The organism is Mycobacterium adipatum, assembly GCF_001644575.1.
GTDB classification, from domain to species: domain Bacteria; phylum Actinomycetota; class Actinomycetes; order Mycobacteriales; family Mycobacteriaceae; genus Mycobacterium; species Mycobacterium adipatum.
In genome coordinates, this window is sequence record NZ_CP015596.1 from 5,618,095 (window position 1) to 5,633,572 (window position 15,478).

Genomic DNA, 15,478 nt, shown 5'->3' on the forward strand with positions numbered 1-15,478 from the left:
GACCGTATGTTCTAGGCATGAGCCAGAAATGGACCGAATCCCATGTTCCCGACCAGTCCGGGCGGGTCGCCATCGTCACGGGTTCCAATACCGGCCTCGGCTATGAGACGGCCCGGGTGCTCGCCGACCGCGGCGCCCACGTGGTCATCGCGGTCCGCGACACCGCCAAGGGCGAGCGGGCCGCGGCCGATATCCGCGCCACCGCGCCGGCTGCCGACCTCACCGTGGTCGCCCTCGACCTGGGCTCGCTGGAGTCGGTGCGCACCGCGGCCGACCAGCTGAGGACCGACTACCCGCGCATCGATCTGCTGATCAACAACGCCGGTGTGATGTACCCGCCGAAGCAGACCACCGCCGACGGTTTCGAGTTGCAGTTCGGCACCAACCATCTCGGCCACTTCGCCCTCACCGGTCTGCTGCTGGAGAACCTTCTGCCGGTGGAGAACTCGCGCGTGGTGACGGTCGCCAGCATCGCTCACCGCAATCAGGCCAAGATCGATTTCGACGATCTGCAGTGGGAACGCAGGAAGTACAACCGGGTCGCCGCCTACGGCCAGTCCAAGCTGGCCAACCTGATGTTCAGCTACGAGCTGAACCGTCGGCTCGCGGGTAAGAACACCCTGTCGGTGGCTGCGCATCCCGGTGTCTCCAACACCGAGTTGATGCGCCACACCCCGGGTAACACCCTGCCCGGTTTCAACACACTGGCCGGACTGGTCACCAACTCCCCGCTCGTCGGGGCGCTGGCCACGCTGCGCGCCGCCACCGCCGCGGATGTCCGCGGTGGGCAGTACTACGGGCCGGCTTTCCCGGTCGCCGCCATGGGACTGGTCGGTCACCCGCAGCTGGTCACCTCGAGCGCACAGTCGCACGACACCGCCATCGCGCGGCGGCTGTGGACGGTGTCCGAGGAACTGACCGGCGTGACATTCCCGCTCTGATGCGTTCGGTCGAAGAACACCAGCAGGTCATCGCCGACCTGGTGCAGGCCCGCCCCGCCGTCACGGTGGCCCCGGGCGATGCGCTCGGGCTGGTACTGGCCACCGACATCGTGGCGGCTGCATCGCTGCCGGGTTTCGACAATTCGGCGATGGACGGTTTCGCGGTGCTCGCCACCGATATCGCCCGGGCCAGTGCCGAGCATCCGGTCACGCTGCCGGTCGCCGACGACATCCCGGCCGGACGTACCGACACCCGGGCGTTGGAACCCGGTACCGCACAACGCATCATGACCGGCGCCCCGCTGCCGCCGGGTGCCACCACCGTCGTCCCGGTGGAATCCACGGATGCTGATTTCGCCGCCCCCTTCGTCCCCGGCGCCGCGCGGGTGCAGATCCGCGCCGCCAGCACGGAAGGCCAGCACATCCGGCGCGCCGGTGAGGACGTCGCGGCGGGCACCACGGTGCTACGCGCCGGTCAGCGGCTCACCCCGGCCGCGCTGGGGCTGGTCGCCGCGCTGGGGCTGGCCGAGGTGAGCGTGCTGCCGCCGCCCCGGGTGCTGGTGATGTCGACGGGGTCGGAGCTGGTCGCACCCGGAACCCCGCTTCGCCCGGGCCAGATCTACGAGTCCAACGCGGTGATGCTGGCCGCCGCCGTCCGCGACGCGGGGGCCGACGTGATCGCCTCCGCCACGGTCGGTGACGACATCGGCGCGTTCCGCGCGGCGCTGCAGGCCCATGCGGGGCAGGCCGATCTGATCATCTCCACCGGTGGGGTGAGCGCCGGCGCCTACGAGGTCGTCAAGGACGCACTCGGCGGACAGGTCGAGTTCGTCAAGGTGTCCATGCAGCCCGGGATGCCACAGGGCTGCGGGCGGGTCGACGGCGTCCCGATCGTCACGCTGCCCGGCAACCCGGTCAGCGCGCTGGTCTCCTTCGAGGTGTTCCTGCGGCCGCCGCTGCGCGCCGCGATGGGTCTGCGCCCCGATCGCCCCCGCGTCACCGCCACCCTCGCCGAGGACCTGAGCTCGCCACCGGGCAAGCGCCAGTTCCGTCGTGGGGTGCTCACCGTGTCGGCCGGGCAGGCCACCGTCACCAGCTACGGACCGCCCGCTTCGCACCACCTGCGCTGGCTGGCGTCCGCCAATTGCCTGCTGGACATTCCCGTCGGTGTCGGCACGGTGGCCGCCGGGTCACAGGTCGACGTGTGGGATCTGACAGGCTGCTGATCCCGGCAGAATTCCACGTAGACTCGGGAGCCAACATGGCCAGACCTGCGCGTTCACCCGAAGACGACAGCTCAGAAGCGCAACGCTTCGTCGAGCTCGTGCGTTCCACCGTCCCTCCGCTGCATCCCGCCGGGCTGCCCTTCATCGCCGGTGGGCTGGGGTTGGCGGCCGTCGGCCGCAACCACCGCTGGTTGCGTAACACCGGGGTCGGCCTGGCGAGCTTCTCCGCGCTGTTCTTCCGGCATCCGCCCCGGACACCACCGACCCGCCCCGGTGTCATCGTGGCGCCTGCCGACGGGCTGGTGACCCTGCTGGACACCGCGGTCCCGCCGGCGGAGCTCGGGTTGGGTGACGCCCCGATGAAGCGGATCAGCATCTTCCTGTCGGTCTTCGACGCGCACGTGCAGCGCGCGCCGATCGCCGGCCAGGTGATGGGTGTGGTGCACCGGCCGGGCAAGTTCCTGTCCGCGGACAAGGACGCCGCCAGCGCGGACAACGAGCGCAACAGCCTGTGGATCCGCACCCCTGAGGGGGTGGACGTCGTGGCCGTACAGATCGCCGGCCTGATCGCCCGGCGCATCGTGTGCACCGCCCGCACCGGTGACACGCTCGCCCTCGGCGCGACCTACGGGCTGATCCGGTTCGGCTCCCGACTGGACACCTATTTCCCGACCGATGCCCGCGTGCTGGTGGAGACCGGCCAACGGGCAATCGGCGGCGAAACCGTCCTGGCCGAGCTGCCCTGATGCAACGGACGAAGCCGCGTCCGGCGGCGATGCGGATCCTGCCGAGCGCGACGACCGTACTGGCGATCTGTTGCGGCTTGACCTCCATCAAATTCGCGCTCGACGGCCAGCCCCATATTGCGCTCGCGCTCATCGGTGCGGCCGCGGTCCTCGACGGTATCGACGGCGGTATCGCCCGCGCGCTGGATGCCCAGTCGCGGATGGGCGCCGAGATCGACTCGCTGGCCGATGCGGTGAACTTCGGGGTGGCACCCGCGCTGGTGGTCTACGTGACGTTGCTGCCCACGTCCCCGGTGGGCTGGATCTTCGCGCTGCTCTACGCGGTGTGCATCGTGCTGCGACTGGCGCGTTTCAATGCACTGCTCGACGACACCACCAAGCCGGCCTACACCCGGCAGTACTTCACCGGTATGCCCGCGCCGTGCGGTGCGGTCGGCGTGATCGGGCCGCTGGCGGCGATGCTGCAGTTCGGCGACGGGTGGTGGACCTCGCCGTGGTTCATCTGCCTGTGGTTCGCCGCCAATGCCGCGCTGTTGGTCAGCCGGGTTCCGACGCTGGCGCTGAAATCGGTCTCGATGCCGCCCAACGCGGCACCGTTCCTGCTGATCGCCATCGCCGCGGCGGCCGCTGCCCTGCTGCTCTTCCCCTACGTGCTGGTGCTGCTGATCATCATCGGCTACGTGCTGATCATCCCGTTCACCGTGCGCAGTCAGCGCTGGGTCGCCGCACGCCCGGAGGCATGGGACGCCAAGCCCAAGGAACGGCGTGCGCAGCGCCGCGAAATCCGCCGCGCGCAGCCGCACCGCCGCTCGGTGTCCCGGCTGGGCCTGCGCAAGCCGCAGAGCCGCAAATGAGCCAGACCGAGTACGCCGAAGAGACACCGCTGAACCACCTTCGGCTGACCGCCCGGCTCAACACCTCCGCCCTGGACAGCCGACGCGGGGTGGTGCGCCTGCACCCGGAGGCCATCGCCGCCCTCGGTCTGCGCGAATGGGATGCGGTGTCGCTGCTGGGATCGCGTAGCACCGCCGCTGTCGTCGCGATCGCGCCCGCCGGCACCCCCGCCGGGGTGGCCCTGCTCGACGACGTGACGTTGTCCAACGCCGGCCTGCGCGAGAACACCGCCGTGGTGGTGGCCCCGGTGACGGTCAACGGGGCCCGCTCGGTCACGCTGACCGGTTCCCGGCTGGCCACCCAGTCGGTGTCACCGGCCACCCTGCGGATGGCGCTGCTCGGCAAGGTCATGACCGTCGGTGACACCGTGTCGCTGCTGCCGCGCGACCTGGGGCCGGGCACCTCGACGTCGGCGGCGACCACGGCACTGACCACCTCGGTGGGCATCACCTGGACCTCGGAGCTGCTGACCGTCACCGGCGTCGACCCGGCCGGCACGGTGAGTGTGCAACCGAACTCGAATGTCTGCTGGGGCGACGGAGCGACCGTCGCCGCCCCGGCCGACGCCGGGGCGGCACCGGCGGTTCCCGCGATCCCGCTCGATGATCTCAAGGGTGCCCATGTCCAGGCCGGCAAGCTCGCCGAATGGCTCAAGCTGGCCCTCGACGAGCCGCAGTTGCTGGAAAGCCTGGGCGCCACAGCACATCTCGGCGTGCTGGTGTCCGGGCCCGCCGGGGTGGGCAAATCCACACTGGTGCGGGCGGTCTGCGCGCAGCGCCGGCTGGTCGAACTCGATGGGCCCGAGGTCGGGGCGCTCCGCGCCGAGGATCGGCTGTCCACCGTGGCCTCCGCGGTCACCGCGGTGTGCGCCCCCGATCCGGCCGGCAGCGTGCTGCTGATCACCGATATCGATGCGCTGCTGCCGTCCACACCAGAGCCGGCGGCCACCCTGATCCTTGCCGAGCTGCGTAAAGCGTTGTCCACCAAGGGCGTTGCGTTCATCGCCACCTCGGCGCTGCCCGACAACGTCGACGCCCGGCTGCGGGCACCCGAGCTGTGCGACCGCGAACTGGGTTTGAGCCTGCCCGACGCCGCCACCCGCACGGCGCTGCTGGAGGTGCTGCTACGTGGTGTGCCGGCCGCCGAACTGGACCTGCAGAAGGTCGCCGAACGCACACCGGGTTTCGTCGTCGCCGATCTGGCCGCCCTGGTCCGGGAGGCGGCGCTGCGCGCGGCGGCCCGTGCCAGCGCCGACGGCGAGGCACCGGCGCTGACCCAGGACGATTTCACCGGGGCGCTCTCGGTGATCCGCCCGCTGTCCCGCTCGGCCACCGAGGAGGTGGCCGTCGGTGCGGTGACCCTCGAGGACGTCGGCGATATGGTCGAAACGAAGCAGGCCCTGACCGAGGCGGTGCTGTGGCCGCTGCAACATCCCGACACGTTCGCCCGGCTCGGCGTGCAACCGCCGCGCGGCGTGCTGCTCTACGGACCGCCGGGCTGCGGTAAGACGTTCGTGGTGCGCGCGCTGGCCAGCTCGGGCCGGCTGTCCGTGCACGCCGTCAAGGGTGCCGAACTGATGGACAAGTGGGTCGGCTCCTCGGAGAAGGCGGTGCGTGAATTGTTCCGCCGCGCCCGGGATTCGGCACCGTCGCTGGTGTTCCTCGACGAGATCGACGCGCTCGCGCCGCGCCGCGGGCAGAGCCATGATTCCGGGGTGACCGACCGCGTGGTCGCCGCGCTGCTGACCGAACTCGACGGTATCGACCCGCTGCGCGACGTCGTGGTGCTGGGCGCGACCAACCGTCCCGATCTGATCGACCCGGCGCTGCTGCGCCCGGGACGATTGGAGAAGCTGGTGTTCGTCGAGCCACCGGATGCCCAGGCGCGCAAGGACATTCTGCGCACCGCGGGCAAGTCCGTCCCGCTGGCCGCCGATGTGGAGCTCGACGCGCTCGCCGAGGACCTGGACGGCTACAGCGCCGCGGATTGCGTCGCGCTGCTCCGCGAGGCTGCCCTGACGGCGATGCGACGCTCCATCGACGCGGCCGATGTCACCGCCGAGGATGTGGCGAAGGCCCGCGAAAACATCCGCCCGTCACTGGATCCGGCGCAGGTCGAGGCGTTACGCGCCTTCGCTGAGGATCGCTAGCCGTTCGATCGAGGCGGCCAGCTTGTCCGCGGTGGTGGCCCGGGCACGCACCAGGCGCTTCTCTTCGGTCAGGTTCGTCCAGTCATAGGTGTGGGTCACCGTCGATCTGCCCGCGTCGATCGGCTCGATCTCCCAGCGCCACAGGTGCCCGGGCGGCGCCTTGCCCTCCTCGGAGGGCAGCCAGGCGATCCGGCGGCCTTCCTCGAATTCGACGATGCGGTTTTCCCGGACGGCGCCGTTGCCCAACGTCATCGCGAACACGTCACCGACGGCGTGCACCCGCTGCCCGGCGGCCGCCTCGGCGAGGTTGCCGTTGCCGTCCCAGCGCGGCTGCTGGGCCGGGTCGGCGATCAGTTCGAAGATGACATCGGGGGCCGCGGCGATCTCTCGGCTGGCGCTCACAATCCGGCTCACCCCGAGCAGAATACCTATCTTGACGGTGGCAAGTTCCGGTGGGATAGTCGAATCTAGTCAATGACAAGTTGCAGGTATCAGACCCACGGGAGGCCCGCCATGCCCGATATCCGCGCCGGAGACCGCGAGCGGGAACGGACCGCCACCGATCTGGGACAGGCCCTGGCCCAGGGCTACCTGCCCATGGCGGAATATGAGGACCGGTTGGGCCGGGCATTCGCCGCGAACAGCACCGGCGAACTGGACACCCTCGTCGCCGACCTACCGGTCGCCCGGCTACGGCACCACGATCCGCGCCGGCGTACCGCACAGCTGCGGGCGGCGCGGCTCAGCGCGCGCATCCACCTCGTCGCCTACCTTGCCGGCAGCCTGCTGATGCTCGGCATCTGGCTGGCCGTCGGACTCGGCGGCGGCGCCTGGTACTTCTGGCCGGTCTGGCCGATCTTGGGCTGGGGTATCGGTGTTGTCGGACACGTCATTCCGGTCATGGCTCATGTCAGGTCGTAAAACGGCCCAGGTAGAATGGCTTTAGCCCTCGCGGCTGACACCCCGACCCCAATCCGATCGGAGTGCCATGCTCACCGTTCTCCTCGCCCATGCGATCGCCACCGCGTTGGCGCCGCTTCTGGTCGCCAGATGGGGCCGGCTGGCGTTCTATCCCTTGGCGTTGGTCCCGCTGGGATCCCTGCTGTGGGTGGGGATGAACTGGCCAGGCGAGGACGACCCCCCGACGGTTCACATCCCCTGGGTGCCGGAACTGTCCATGGACATCACGCTGCGCTTCGACTCGCTGGCCGCCATCATGAGCGTGCTGGTACTGGGCATCGGCGCGCTCGTGCTGTTCTATTGCGCCGAGTACTTCCACCATCACGAGGGCCGTATCGAGAAGCGGCTGCCCAGTTTCGCCGCCGAGCTCGTCGCCTTCTCCGGCGCGATGTTCGGGCTGGTGGTCAGCGACAACATGCTGTTGCTCTACGTGTTCTGGGAAACCACCACCGTGCTGTCCTTCCTGCTGGTGGGTCACTACGCCGAACGTGCCACCAGCCGTCGCGCAGCCACCCAGGCGCTGCTGGTGACGACCTTCGGTGGCCTGGCGATGCTGGTCGGCATCATCGTGCTCGGCAACCTCTCGGGTACCTATCTGCTCTCCGAGCTCATCGCCGCGCCCCCGTCCGGTACGGCGGCCACCATCGGCATCGCGTTGGTCCTGGTCGGCGCGCTGTCCAAATCGGCGATCGTGCCGCTGCACTTCTGGCTGCCCGGCGCGATGGCCGCCCCCACACCGGTCAGCGCCTACCTGCACGCCGCCGCGATGGTGAAGGCCGGCGTGTACCTGGTCGCCCGGATGACCCCGGGGTTCGCCGATACCCCGCTATGGCGACCCATGGTGGTGGGGCTCGGCCTGCTCACCATGCTGATGGCGGGCTGGCGCGCCGTCCGCGAATACGATCTCAAACTCATCCTGGCCTTCGGCACCGTCAGCCAACTGGGATTGATCACCATCATGGTCGGCGCGGGCGGGCCGGACATGATGCTGGCCGGACTGGCCATGCTCTGCGCGCACGCCATGTTCAAGGCCGCGTTGTTCATGGTGGTCGGTGTGATCGACCACGCCACCGGCACCCGCGACATCCGCAAGCTGGCCGGTCTCGGCAGGCAGCACCGGCCGCTGTTGATCATCGCAGTCGGGGCCACCGCCAGCATGGCCGCGTTGCCGCCGTTCTTCGGGTTCGTGGCCAAGGAAGCCGATCTGGAGACCGTGCTGCACAGCCCGGCCCTGGCCGCCGCGGCCCCGTTCGTGCTCGCCGGCATCGTGATCGGCTCGGTGTTCACCACCATCTACAGCCTGCGGTTCCTGTGGGGTGCCTTCGCCGACAAGGGACTCGACGCGCCCAGCGTGCGCGTCGCCGAGATGCACCGCCCGCCGGTCACCTTCCTGCTGCCGCCGGCCATTCTCGCGGCCGCCGGTCTGGTGTTCGGCCTGTGGCCCGCCGGGGTGGATGCGGCGCTGGACGACTACGCCGGGACCGTGCCCGGCCCATCGGACTACCACCTGGCTCTGTGGCACGGATTCGGCGTCCCGCTGCTGTTGTCGGTGCTGATCCTCGGCGTCGGCACGGGCCTGTTCTTCGGCCGTAACCGATTGCCGCGTACGAAGCTCAAGTACACCCCGCTGGGCAATGCCGACCGGATCTACGACGAGGTGATGCGCGGCCTGGACGTGGCGGCGGTGCGCTTGACCGCGCAGACCCAGCGCGGTTCGCTGCCCGCCACCCAGTCGGTCATTCTCTGCACACTGGTACTGCTGCCGGTCGGCGCACTCGTGATGGGTGCCCGTACCCGCGCGGACCTCGCCCCGAAAATGGAGCTGTGGGAGTCCCCACTGCAGGTGGTGATCGGCCTGGTGATCCTGGCCGCCGCGGTGGGCGCGACGGTGATGCGCAACCGGCTGGCCGCGGTCCTGCTGGTCGGTGTCACCGGCTACGGCTGCGGCGTCATCTTCGCCTTCCACGGCGCACCCGACCTCGCCCTGACCCAATTCCTGGTCGAGACACTGCTGTTGGTGATCTTCGTGCTGGTGTTGCGCACGCTGCCCGCCGAGGCCGACCGTTCGAACGTCAACCGCAGCCGACTGCCTCGGGCGGCGCTGTCGCTGGCGGTCGGCGCGGCGGTGACCGCGCTGGCGGTGTTCGCGATGTCCGCCCGCGACACCCGCCCGATCGCCGAACTGCTGCCCGACGCGGCCTACTTCCGCGGGCACGGCGCCAACACCGTCAACGTGTTGTTGGTCGACATCCGCGCCTGGGACACCATGGGTGAGATCTCGGTGCTGGTCGTCGCTGCAACCGGAGTGGCATCCATGGTGTTCCGCAACAGGCGTTTCGGATCCGCACCGCGCGTCTCGCAGGCCACACCGGGCGCCGTCGGGCAGCCCGATATCGGACTGGTCGGGGCGTACAGCCCGGCGGCCGGTGATGTCACCTGGCTGCGCGGCAGCGAACTGCGCGACCCGCGGCACCGCTCGCTGGTGCTCGAGGTGGCCACCCGGGTCATCTTCCCGCTCATCATGGTGCTGTCGGCATACCTGTTCTTCACCGGCCACAACACACCGGGCGGGGGCTTTGCCGGTGGGCTGACGGCCGGGCTGGCGCTGGTGCTGCGGTATCTCGCCGGTGGCCGCTACGAACTCGGCGAGACGCTGCCGCTGGACGCGGGCAAAATACTCGGCGCTGGGCTCTTGCTGTCGGCGGGCACCGCACTCACGTCGCTGTTCCTCGGGGCACCGGTGCTGTCCTCGGCGGTGCTGCATCTCGACGTGCCGGTCCTCGGCGACATCAAACTGGTCACCGCGCTGTTTTTCGATCTCGGCGTGTATCTGATCGTGGTCGGACTTGTCCTCGACATCCTGCGCAGCCTGGGTGCCCGCGTCGATGTGGAGATGAAACGGTGAGCGCAGCTTGCGGAGCGATTGGACAGACATGATCACCTACCTGGTTCCGCTCGTCCTGATCGGCGCCCTCACCAGCGCCGGGGTGTATCTGCTGCTGGAACGCACCCTGACCCGAATGTTGTTGGGGCTGTTGTTGATCGGCAATGCCGTGAACCTGCTGATCCTCAACGTCGGCGGACCGTCCGGGAATCCGCCGGTGTATGGCCGGTCCAGCAACGGCGCGCAGACCGATGCCGACCCGCTGGCGCAGGGCATGATCTTGACCGCGATCGTGATCGCAATGGGCATCGCCGCCTTCGTGCTGGCGCTGGCCTACCGGTCCTATCAGCTGACCACGATCGAAGAGGTCAGCAACGATCCCGAGGACACCAGGGTGGCCGAACGGGCGGACGACGACGCCGTCGACCGCGACGTCCCCGACGTGGTGCCCGCACGCGACACCGACGCCCCCGACGAACTCGACGCCCTGCCGGGCGCGGAGGGCTCACGCTGATGACCCTCGCCACGATTCTCACGCCACTGCCTGTGCTGATCCCCACTATCGCCGCCGCCACCACCCTGGTCGCCGGCCGCAGTCCGCGTCTGCAGCAGTTGATTTCGCTGACGGCGTTGACCACGGTGGTGGCGGTGTGCGCGGCGCTGCTGTACTTGGTCGACCGCGACGGCACGGTCGCCGTACAGGTCGGCGGCTGGGGACAGAGCGAACCCGGGATGGGCCCGCTCGGCATCACCCTGGTCGCAGACCGGCTCTCGGTGCTGATGCTGGTGGTGTCCTCGATAGTGCTGCTGGCGGTGGTCTTCTACGCCATCGGACAGGGCATCAGCGACGGCGACGAACGTCAACCGGTCTCGATCTTCCAGCCCACCTATCTCATCCTGTCCGCGGGTGTCTGCACCGCGTTCCTGGCAGGCGATCTGTTCAACCTGTTCGTCGGTTTCGAGGTGCTGCTGGCCGCCAGCTTCGTGCTGCTGACCATCGGTGGCAGCGCCGAGCGGGTCCGGGCCGGCATCTCCTACGTGATGGTGTCGATGGTGTCCTCGCTGATCTTCCTGATCGGCATCGCGATGGTCTACGCGGCCACCGGCACGCTCAACATGGCCGAGGTCGCGGTGCGCCTCGCCGACGTGCCCGACGGCACCCGCACCGCGCTGTTCGCGGTGCTGCTCGTCGCCTTCGGGATCAAGGCCGCGGTCTTCCCGCTGTCGGCCTGGCTACCCGACTCCTATCCGACCGCGCCGGCGCCCGTGACGGCCGTATTCGCCGGCCTGCTGACCAAGGTCGGTGTGTACGCGATCATCCGCACCCATTCGCTGTTGTTCCCCGGAGGCCGACTCGACGATGTGTTGATGGTGGCGGCACTGCTGACCATGGTGATCGGCATCCTGGGTGCCATCGCGCAGAACGACATCAAGCGATTGTTGTCGTTCACCTTGGTCAGCCACATCGGCTACATGATCTTCGGTATCGCGCTGGGCAACCACCTCGGCATGTCCGGTGCCGTCTACTACGTGGCGCACCACATCGTCGTGCAGACCACGCTCTTTTTGGTGGTGGGCCTGATCGAACGCCAGGCCGGAGCATCGACCCTGCAACGCCTGGGCGGGTTGGCCGCGGCCAGCCCACTGCTGGCATTCGTCTTTGTCATCCCGGCGCTGAATCTCGGTGGCATCCCGCCGTTCTCCGGGTTCATCGGGAAGGTTGCCCTGGTCGAAGCCGGGGCACAGTCGGGCTCCTCGCTGGCGTGGGTGCTGGTGGGCGGCAGCGTGACGACAAGCCTGCTCACGCTCTACGCCGTCACCCGGGTGTGGACCAAGGCGTTCTGGCGGGCGCGCGCGGATGCCCCGGAGGGGGCACTGTCCAACACGGTGCCCGCCGCGCTCATCGACGATGACGACGATATCGCCTTCGCAGATCGCAGCGATGTGGGCAGGATGCCGGTCGGGATGCTGTTGCCCACCGGCGCGCTCATCACGGTCGGGTTGGCGCTGACGGTATTTGCGGGACCCATCTACGGCTACAGTGAGCGCGCCGCCGATGAGATACTCGACCGCAGCCAGTACATCTCGGCGGTGTTGGCGCCATGAGGAAGATCACGTTACGCATCTGGACGCTGTGCTGGCTCATGCTGGTGTGGGTTCTGTTGTGGGGCACCTTCTCTGCGGCCAACATCGTCAGCGGCCTGCTGGTGGCGCTGGTCATCACGCTGCTGCTGCCACTGCCCCGGGTGCCGGTCGAAGGCAAGGTCCGGCCGCTGGCGTTGCTGCGCCTGATCCTCTATGTCGCAGTCAAACTGGTGGTGTCGTCGTTCCAGGTGGCCTGGCTGGCGATCAAGCCCGGGCCGCCGCCGCTCACCGCGGTGCTGCGCGCGCACCTGGCCGTCAAGTCCGATCTGGTGCTGGCCCTGGCGGCCGGTGTATTGACCCTGATTCCGGGATCGGTGGTGCTGGAGATCGATCAGCGACGGCGGCTCCTCTACCTACACGTGCTCGACGTCGGGTCCGAGGAGAACGTCGACCGGTTCTACCGCCAGGTCAAAACGGTCGAACGGCTGATGGTGGCGGCGTTCGAGCGGGACGCCGACTGGCGACCGGCAGCCGAGAAGGAGGCCCTCTGATGCACCTGGTATGGATCGCCGCGGCGGTGATGCTCTCGGCTGCCGCCGCCATCACCGTGTACCGACTGCTGGCCGGGCCCAGCACCCTGGACCGGCTGGTGGCATTGGATGCCTTTGTGGCGGTGTCGATGTGCGGTATCGGGACGTGGGCGGCGTTCAGTCTGGACAGCACCGTCACCTACACGCTGACCGCGCTGGCATTGATCAGCTTCGTGGGCTCGGTGAGCGTCGCCCGGTTCCGGGTGCCCGACCGCGAGCACAACGATGGGAGCCTGCGATGACCGTCGTCGAGATCATCACCTCGGTGCTCGTGCTCGGTGGGTCCGCGCTCGCCCTGACCGCCGCGATCGGTGTGGTGCGCTTCCCGGATACATTGTCGCGCATGCACGCTGCCAGCAAGCCTCAGGTGCTGGGGCTGCTGCTGGTGCTGGCCGGAGCGGCGATCCGGCTCAGCGGTCATCCCGATGTCGGCATGATCATCCTGGCCGGGCTGTTCACCATCTTCACCGCACCGGTGGTGGCCAACCGGGTCGGGCAGCTCGCCTACCGGGAACAGACGATCGGCGACGATGTGGTCACCGATGATCTGGCCGACAACCCGTTCCCCGATCCGAGCCGTCACTCCGAGAGCTGAAACTCCACCATCGCCGCGACGGTCTCCACGGCCTCGCGCAGCGCCTCCAGTCGGGCCTGCGCATTCGGTGCGGCCAGCACGGCGTACCGGTCGGCCTGGCCGATGGGGATGCGGGCGGCCAACGCGTACAGCCGATCTCCGGCCTGCTGGCCCGGCTCCGGACCGCCGAGCAGGTCCTCACGCGGCGGTAGTGTCGCGTCACGGGCCGCGGCGATCCGCTCGAAGAGCGCCATCACGATGTCCTCCACGGCGGCGATGTCCGCGCCGGTCACCGACGGGCCGGCTTCATCCGGCCACGGCACGGTCGTCGCCCGCGGATACGGTGCGTCCGTAAGCCATTCGGTCACCCTGATCCGCTGGCCGAGGATGCAGCGCAGCCGGTAGCGTCCCTCACCCAGGTCGGCGTGTTCGACGATCCGGGCCAGCACACCGACGTCATGGCGAGCCTCACCTCCGCCCACTTCGCGGCCGGCGGCGATCATCACCACACCGAACATGGGCTCACCGGCCAGGCATTGCGAAATCATCGCGCTGTAGCGGGGCTCGAAGATCCGCAGCGGTAGCTCCTCGCCGGGCAGCATGGCCATCTCCAGCGGGAACATCGGCGTCACGGACGTCACAGGACCAGCTCGCCGATCAGTGCATCGACGACCGCGCGCAGGTCCCCGTCGTTCTCCTCGGCCACCCGCCGCTGGCGTTGATAGGACCCTCCGCCTCGGTAGATGCCGGACACCCGCGCCAACTCGTCGGCGCAGCCCAGTGACACCGCCACCGGTTCGAGCCGGGTGAGCAGGTCGTCGAGATCATCGGTGACCAACCGCTCGTTGCTGTCCGCGTCGAGGATGATCTCGGCATCCAAGCCGTAACGCGCTGCGCGCCACTTGTTCTCCTGCACATGCCAGGGCGGCATGGTGGGCAGCTGCTCACCGGCATCGAGGCGGCGGTCGAGGTCGACGATCAGACAGTGGGTCAACGCGACCAGCGCCCCCAACTCGTCGATATTGGACACCCCGTCGAAGATCCGCACCTCGATGGTCCCCAGATGTGGCGAAGGCCTTATATCCCAACGAATTTCGTTCATGTGGTCGATGATGCCGGTCTTCTTCTGATCATGGACGAAGCCTTCGAACTGCGACCACTCCTGGAACTGGAACGGCAGTCCGGCGGTCGGCAGCTGTTGGAACATCATCGCCCGGTTGCTGGCGTAACCGGTGTCGTCACCATCCCAGTACGGCGATGACGCCGACAGCGCCAACAGGTGCGGGTACTGGTTGAGCAGCGAGGTGATGATGGGCATGACCTTGTGCGCCGAGGAGATCCCGACGTGCACGTGCACACCCCAGATCAGCATCTGGCGGCCCCACCACTGGGTGCGTTTGATCAACTCGGCGTACCGGGGGCCCTCGGTGAGCTGCTGGTTGGACCACTCCGCGAACGGATGAGTGCCCGCGCAGAACAGTTCCATCCCGCGTTCCCGCGCGATCCGGCGCACCGGGACCAGCGTGTCGTGCAGATCGGTCATCGCCTCCGGGACGGTCTCGCAGATCCCGGTGACGATCTCGACGGTATTGCGCAGCAATTCCTTGTGCACATGCGGAGTTTCGCCGATCTCGGCGATCACCGCCGCGGCCTCGTTGGACAGGTCGCGGGTATCTGGGTCGACGAGCGCGAACTCCCATTCGACACCGACCGTCGGCCGGGGTGACCCGGCGAAATCGATACGGCTCGGATTAATCCGCGGAGATGACACCGCAGGCCACTCGGCCGCCGGCGTCACCGGTGGCCAGCGTCTGCTGGTCGGGACCGGGGGTGCCATTGACCTGCTGGTACTTCTCGGCGGGGATATTGCCGAAGTTGTCGGCCTTCTCGTGGATGACGATCGCGGTCTTGGTGCCGGCGAGCAGTTCCTCGGCGGTGAAGGCGTCGGTGGTGGTCACCAACTTCGCCGAACCGTCGCTGCGCACCTGCAACGAGCTGAGGTCACCGCTGGAGGGATGCCCGGAATGCCCCTCGGCCTGGAAGTGCCCGCCGGCACTGGTGAAATCACCCTCACAGGTGCCGACCTGGTGGATGTGCAAACCGTGGAAGCCCGGCGTCAGTTCACCGGCGGTGGTGGTCTCGACGGTGACGGTCGCGAAGCCGTCGGTGAACTCGATGGTGGCGGTGGCCACCTCGGTGCCGTCCGCGGTCTTGAGGTCCGCGGTCAGCGTCTCCCCGGAGCCCTGCGCCGCACCCGAGCCATGACCACCCGCGGCGGCCGGCGCCGAGGGCGAGGGCGATCCGGTCCACACCGGCGGCGTGGTCCCCGGCTCAGTGGCGACCGGCTCGTTGGGCGAGCATGCGGCGGCGATCGGGACGATGACGGCGGCAGCGGCGAGAAGGCGAATCGTGGCTGAGATCGGCATGTC

General features: G+C 68.7%; 16 protein-coding genes. 12 read left to right on the forward strand and 4 right to left on the reverse strand.

The genetic code is table 11. The features are described 5' to 3' along the window. Positions 1 to 17 precede the first annotated feature (17 nt). From A7U43_RS26770 to A7U43_RS26790, 5 genes are read left to right on the forward strand one after another with little or no spacing between them, the layout of a single operon-like run. Positions 18 to 941 carry an SDR family NAD(P)-dependent oxidoreductase gene (locus A7U43_RS26770; protein ID WP_068001182.1) on the forward strand — a complete coding sequence of 308 codons (924 nt, stop codon included), beginning with the start codon at positions 18 to 20 and terminating at the stop codon, positions 939 to 941. Then, entirely contained in the window at positions 941 to 2,167 is a 1,227-nt protein-coding gene (moeA, locus tag A7U43_RS26775; RefSeq protein ID WP_068001185.1) for a molybdopterin molybdotransferase MoeA, read from the forward strand. The genes A7U43_RS26770 and moeA overlap by 1 nt, the downstream gene beginning before the upstream one ends. Before the next feature lie 35 nt (positions 2,168 to 2,202). After that, positions 2,203 to 2,913 carry a phosphatidylserine decarboxylase gene (locus A7U43_RS26780; protein WP_068001188.1) on the forward strand — a complete coding sequence of 237 codons (711 nt, stop codon included), beginning with the start codon at positions 2,203 to 2,205 and terminating at the stop codon, positions 2,911 to 2,913. Next, a complete protein-coding gene (locus tag A7U43_RS26785) occupies positions 2,913 to 3,767 on the forward strand; it encodes a CDP-alcohol phosphatidyltransferase family protein (protein WP_068001191.1) in 855 nt (284 codons plus the stop codon). Before A7U43_RS26780 ends, A7U43_RS26785 begins: the two co-directional genes overlap by 1 nt. Next, complete coding sequence (locus A7U43_RS26790) at positions 3,764 to 5,956, forward strand: AAA family ATPase (protein ID WP_068001195.1); 2,193 nt, start codon at positions 3,764 to 3,766, stop codon at positions 5,954 to 5,956. The genes A7U43_RS26785 and A7U43_RS26790 overlap by 4 nt, the downstream gene beginning before the upstream one ends. On the opposite strand, the gene A7U43_RS26795 is transcribed toward A7U43_RS26790, so the two are convergent. Continuing rightward, the gene (locus tag A7U43_RS26795) at positions 5,930 to 6,361 is read right to left on the reverse strand and encodes an SRPBCC family protein (protein WP_068003862.1); all 432 of its coding nucleotides are present in this window, start codon (positions 6,359 to 6,361) and stop codon (positions 5,930 to 5,932) included. The two genes, A7U43_RS26790 and A7U43_RS26795, sit on opposite strands and share 27 nt — an antisense overlap. 108 nt (positions 6,362 to 6,469) lie before the next feature. Here A7U43_RS26795 and A7U43_RS26800 point away from each other — a divergent pair, with 108 nt between their 5' ends. The 7 genes from A7U43_RS26800 (at position 6,470) to A7U43_RS26830 (ending at position 13,070) form a co-directional block, all read left to right on the forward strand. Continuing rightward, positions 6,470 to 6,877, forward strand: coding sequence for a DUF1707 domain-containing protein (locus tag A7U43_RS26800; RefSeq protein WP_068001198.1), 408 nt, complete (start codon positions 6,470 to 6,472; stop codon positions 6,875 to 6,877). A 67-nt stretch (positions 6,878 to 6,944) separates the two neighbouring features. Further along, positions 6,945 to 9,821 (forward strand): Na+/H+ antiporter subunit A, encoded by a 2,877-nt coding sequence (locus tag A7U43_RS26805; RefSeq protein ID WP_068001200.1) that lies wholly within the window; start codon positions 6,945 to 6,947, stop codon positions 9,819 to 9,821. 28 nt (positions 9,822 to 9,849) lie between these two features. Further along, positions 9,850 to 10,314 carry a Na(+)/H(+) antiporter subunit C gene (locus A7U43_RS26810; RefSeq protein WP_068001205.1) on the forward strand — a complete coding sequence of 155 codons (465 nt, stop codon included), beginning with the start codon at positions 9,850 to 9,852 and terminating at the stop codon, positions 10,312 to 10,314. Beyond that, a complete protein-coding gene (locus tag A7U43_RS26815; protein WP_068001209.1) occupies positions 10,314 to 11,906 on the forward strand; it encodes a Na+/H+ antiporter subunit D in 1,593 nt (530 codons plus the stop codon). Before A7U43_RS26810 ends, A7U43_RS26815 begins: the two co-directional genes overlap by 1 nt. Continuing rightward, positions 11,903 to 12,436 (forward strand): Na+/H+ antiporter subunit E, encoded by a 534-nt coding sequence (locus tag A7U43_RS26820; protein ID WP_068001212.1) that lies wholly within the window; start codon positions 11,903 to 11,905, stop codon positions 12,434 to 12,436. The genes A7U43_RS26815 and A7U43_RS26820 overlap by 4 nt, the downstream gene beginning before the upstream one ends. Next, positions 12,436 to 12,717 carry a monovalent cation/H+ antiporter complex subunit F gene (locus tag A7U43_RS26825; protein ID WP_068001216.1) on the forward strand — a complete coding sequence of 94 codons (282 nt, stop codon included), beginning with the start codon at positions 12,436 to 12,438 and terminating at the stop codon, positions 12,715 to 12,717. The genes A7U43_RS26820 and A7U43_RS26825 overlap by 1 nt, the downstream gene beginning before the upstream one ends. After that, complete coding sequence (locus A7U43_RS26830) at positions 12,714 to 13,070, forward strand: monovalent cation/H(+) antiporter subunit G (RefSeq protein WP_068001218.1); 357 nt, start codon at positions 12,714 to 12,716, stop codon at positions 13,068 to 13,070. Before A7U43_RS26825 ends, A7U43_RS26830 begins: the two co-directional genes overlap by 4 nt. On the opposite strand, the gene A7U43_RS26835 is transcribed toward A7U43_RS26830, so the two are convergent. Genes A7U43_RS26835 through sodC form a run of 3 tightly spaced genes read right to left on the reverse strand, consistent with a single transcriptional unit; the run spans position 13,055 to position 15,475 of the window. Beyond that, positions 13,055 to 13,672, reverse strand: a complete 618-nt coding sequence (locus A7U43_RS26835; RefSeq protein ID WP_068003875.1) for an LON peptidase substrate-binding domain-containing protein — start codon at positions 13,670 to 13,672, stop codon at positions 13,055 to 13,057. The two genes, A7U43_RS26830 and A7U43_RS26835, sit on opposite strands and share 16 nt — an antisense overlap. 14 nt (positions 13,673 to 13,686) lie before the next feature. Next, positions 13,687 to 14,886, reverse strand: coding sequence for a glutamate--cysteine ligase (locus A7U43_RS26840; protein WP_231963478.1), 1,200 nt, complete (start codon positions 14,884 to 14,886; stop codon positions 13,687 to 13,689). Then, positions 14,801 to 15,475, reverse strand: coding sequence for a superoxide dismutase[Cu-Zn] (gene sodC / locus A7U43_RS26845; protein ID WP_068001220.1), 675 nt, complete (start codon positions 15,473 to 15,475; stop codon positions 14,801 to 14,803). Before sodC ends, A7U43_RS26840 begins: the two co-directional genes overlap by 86 nt. Positions 15,476 to 15,478 lie beyond the last annotated feature (3 nt).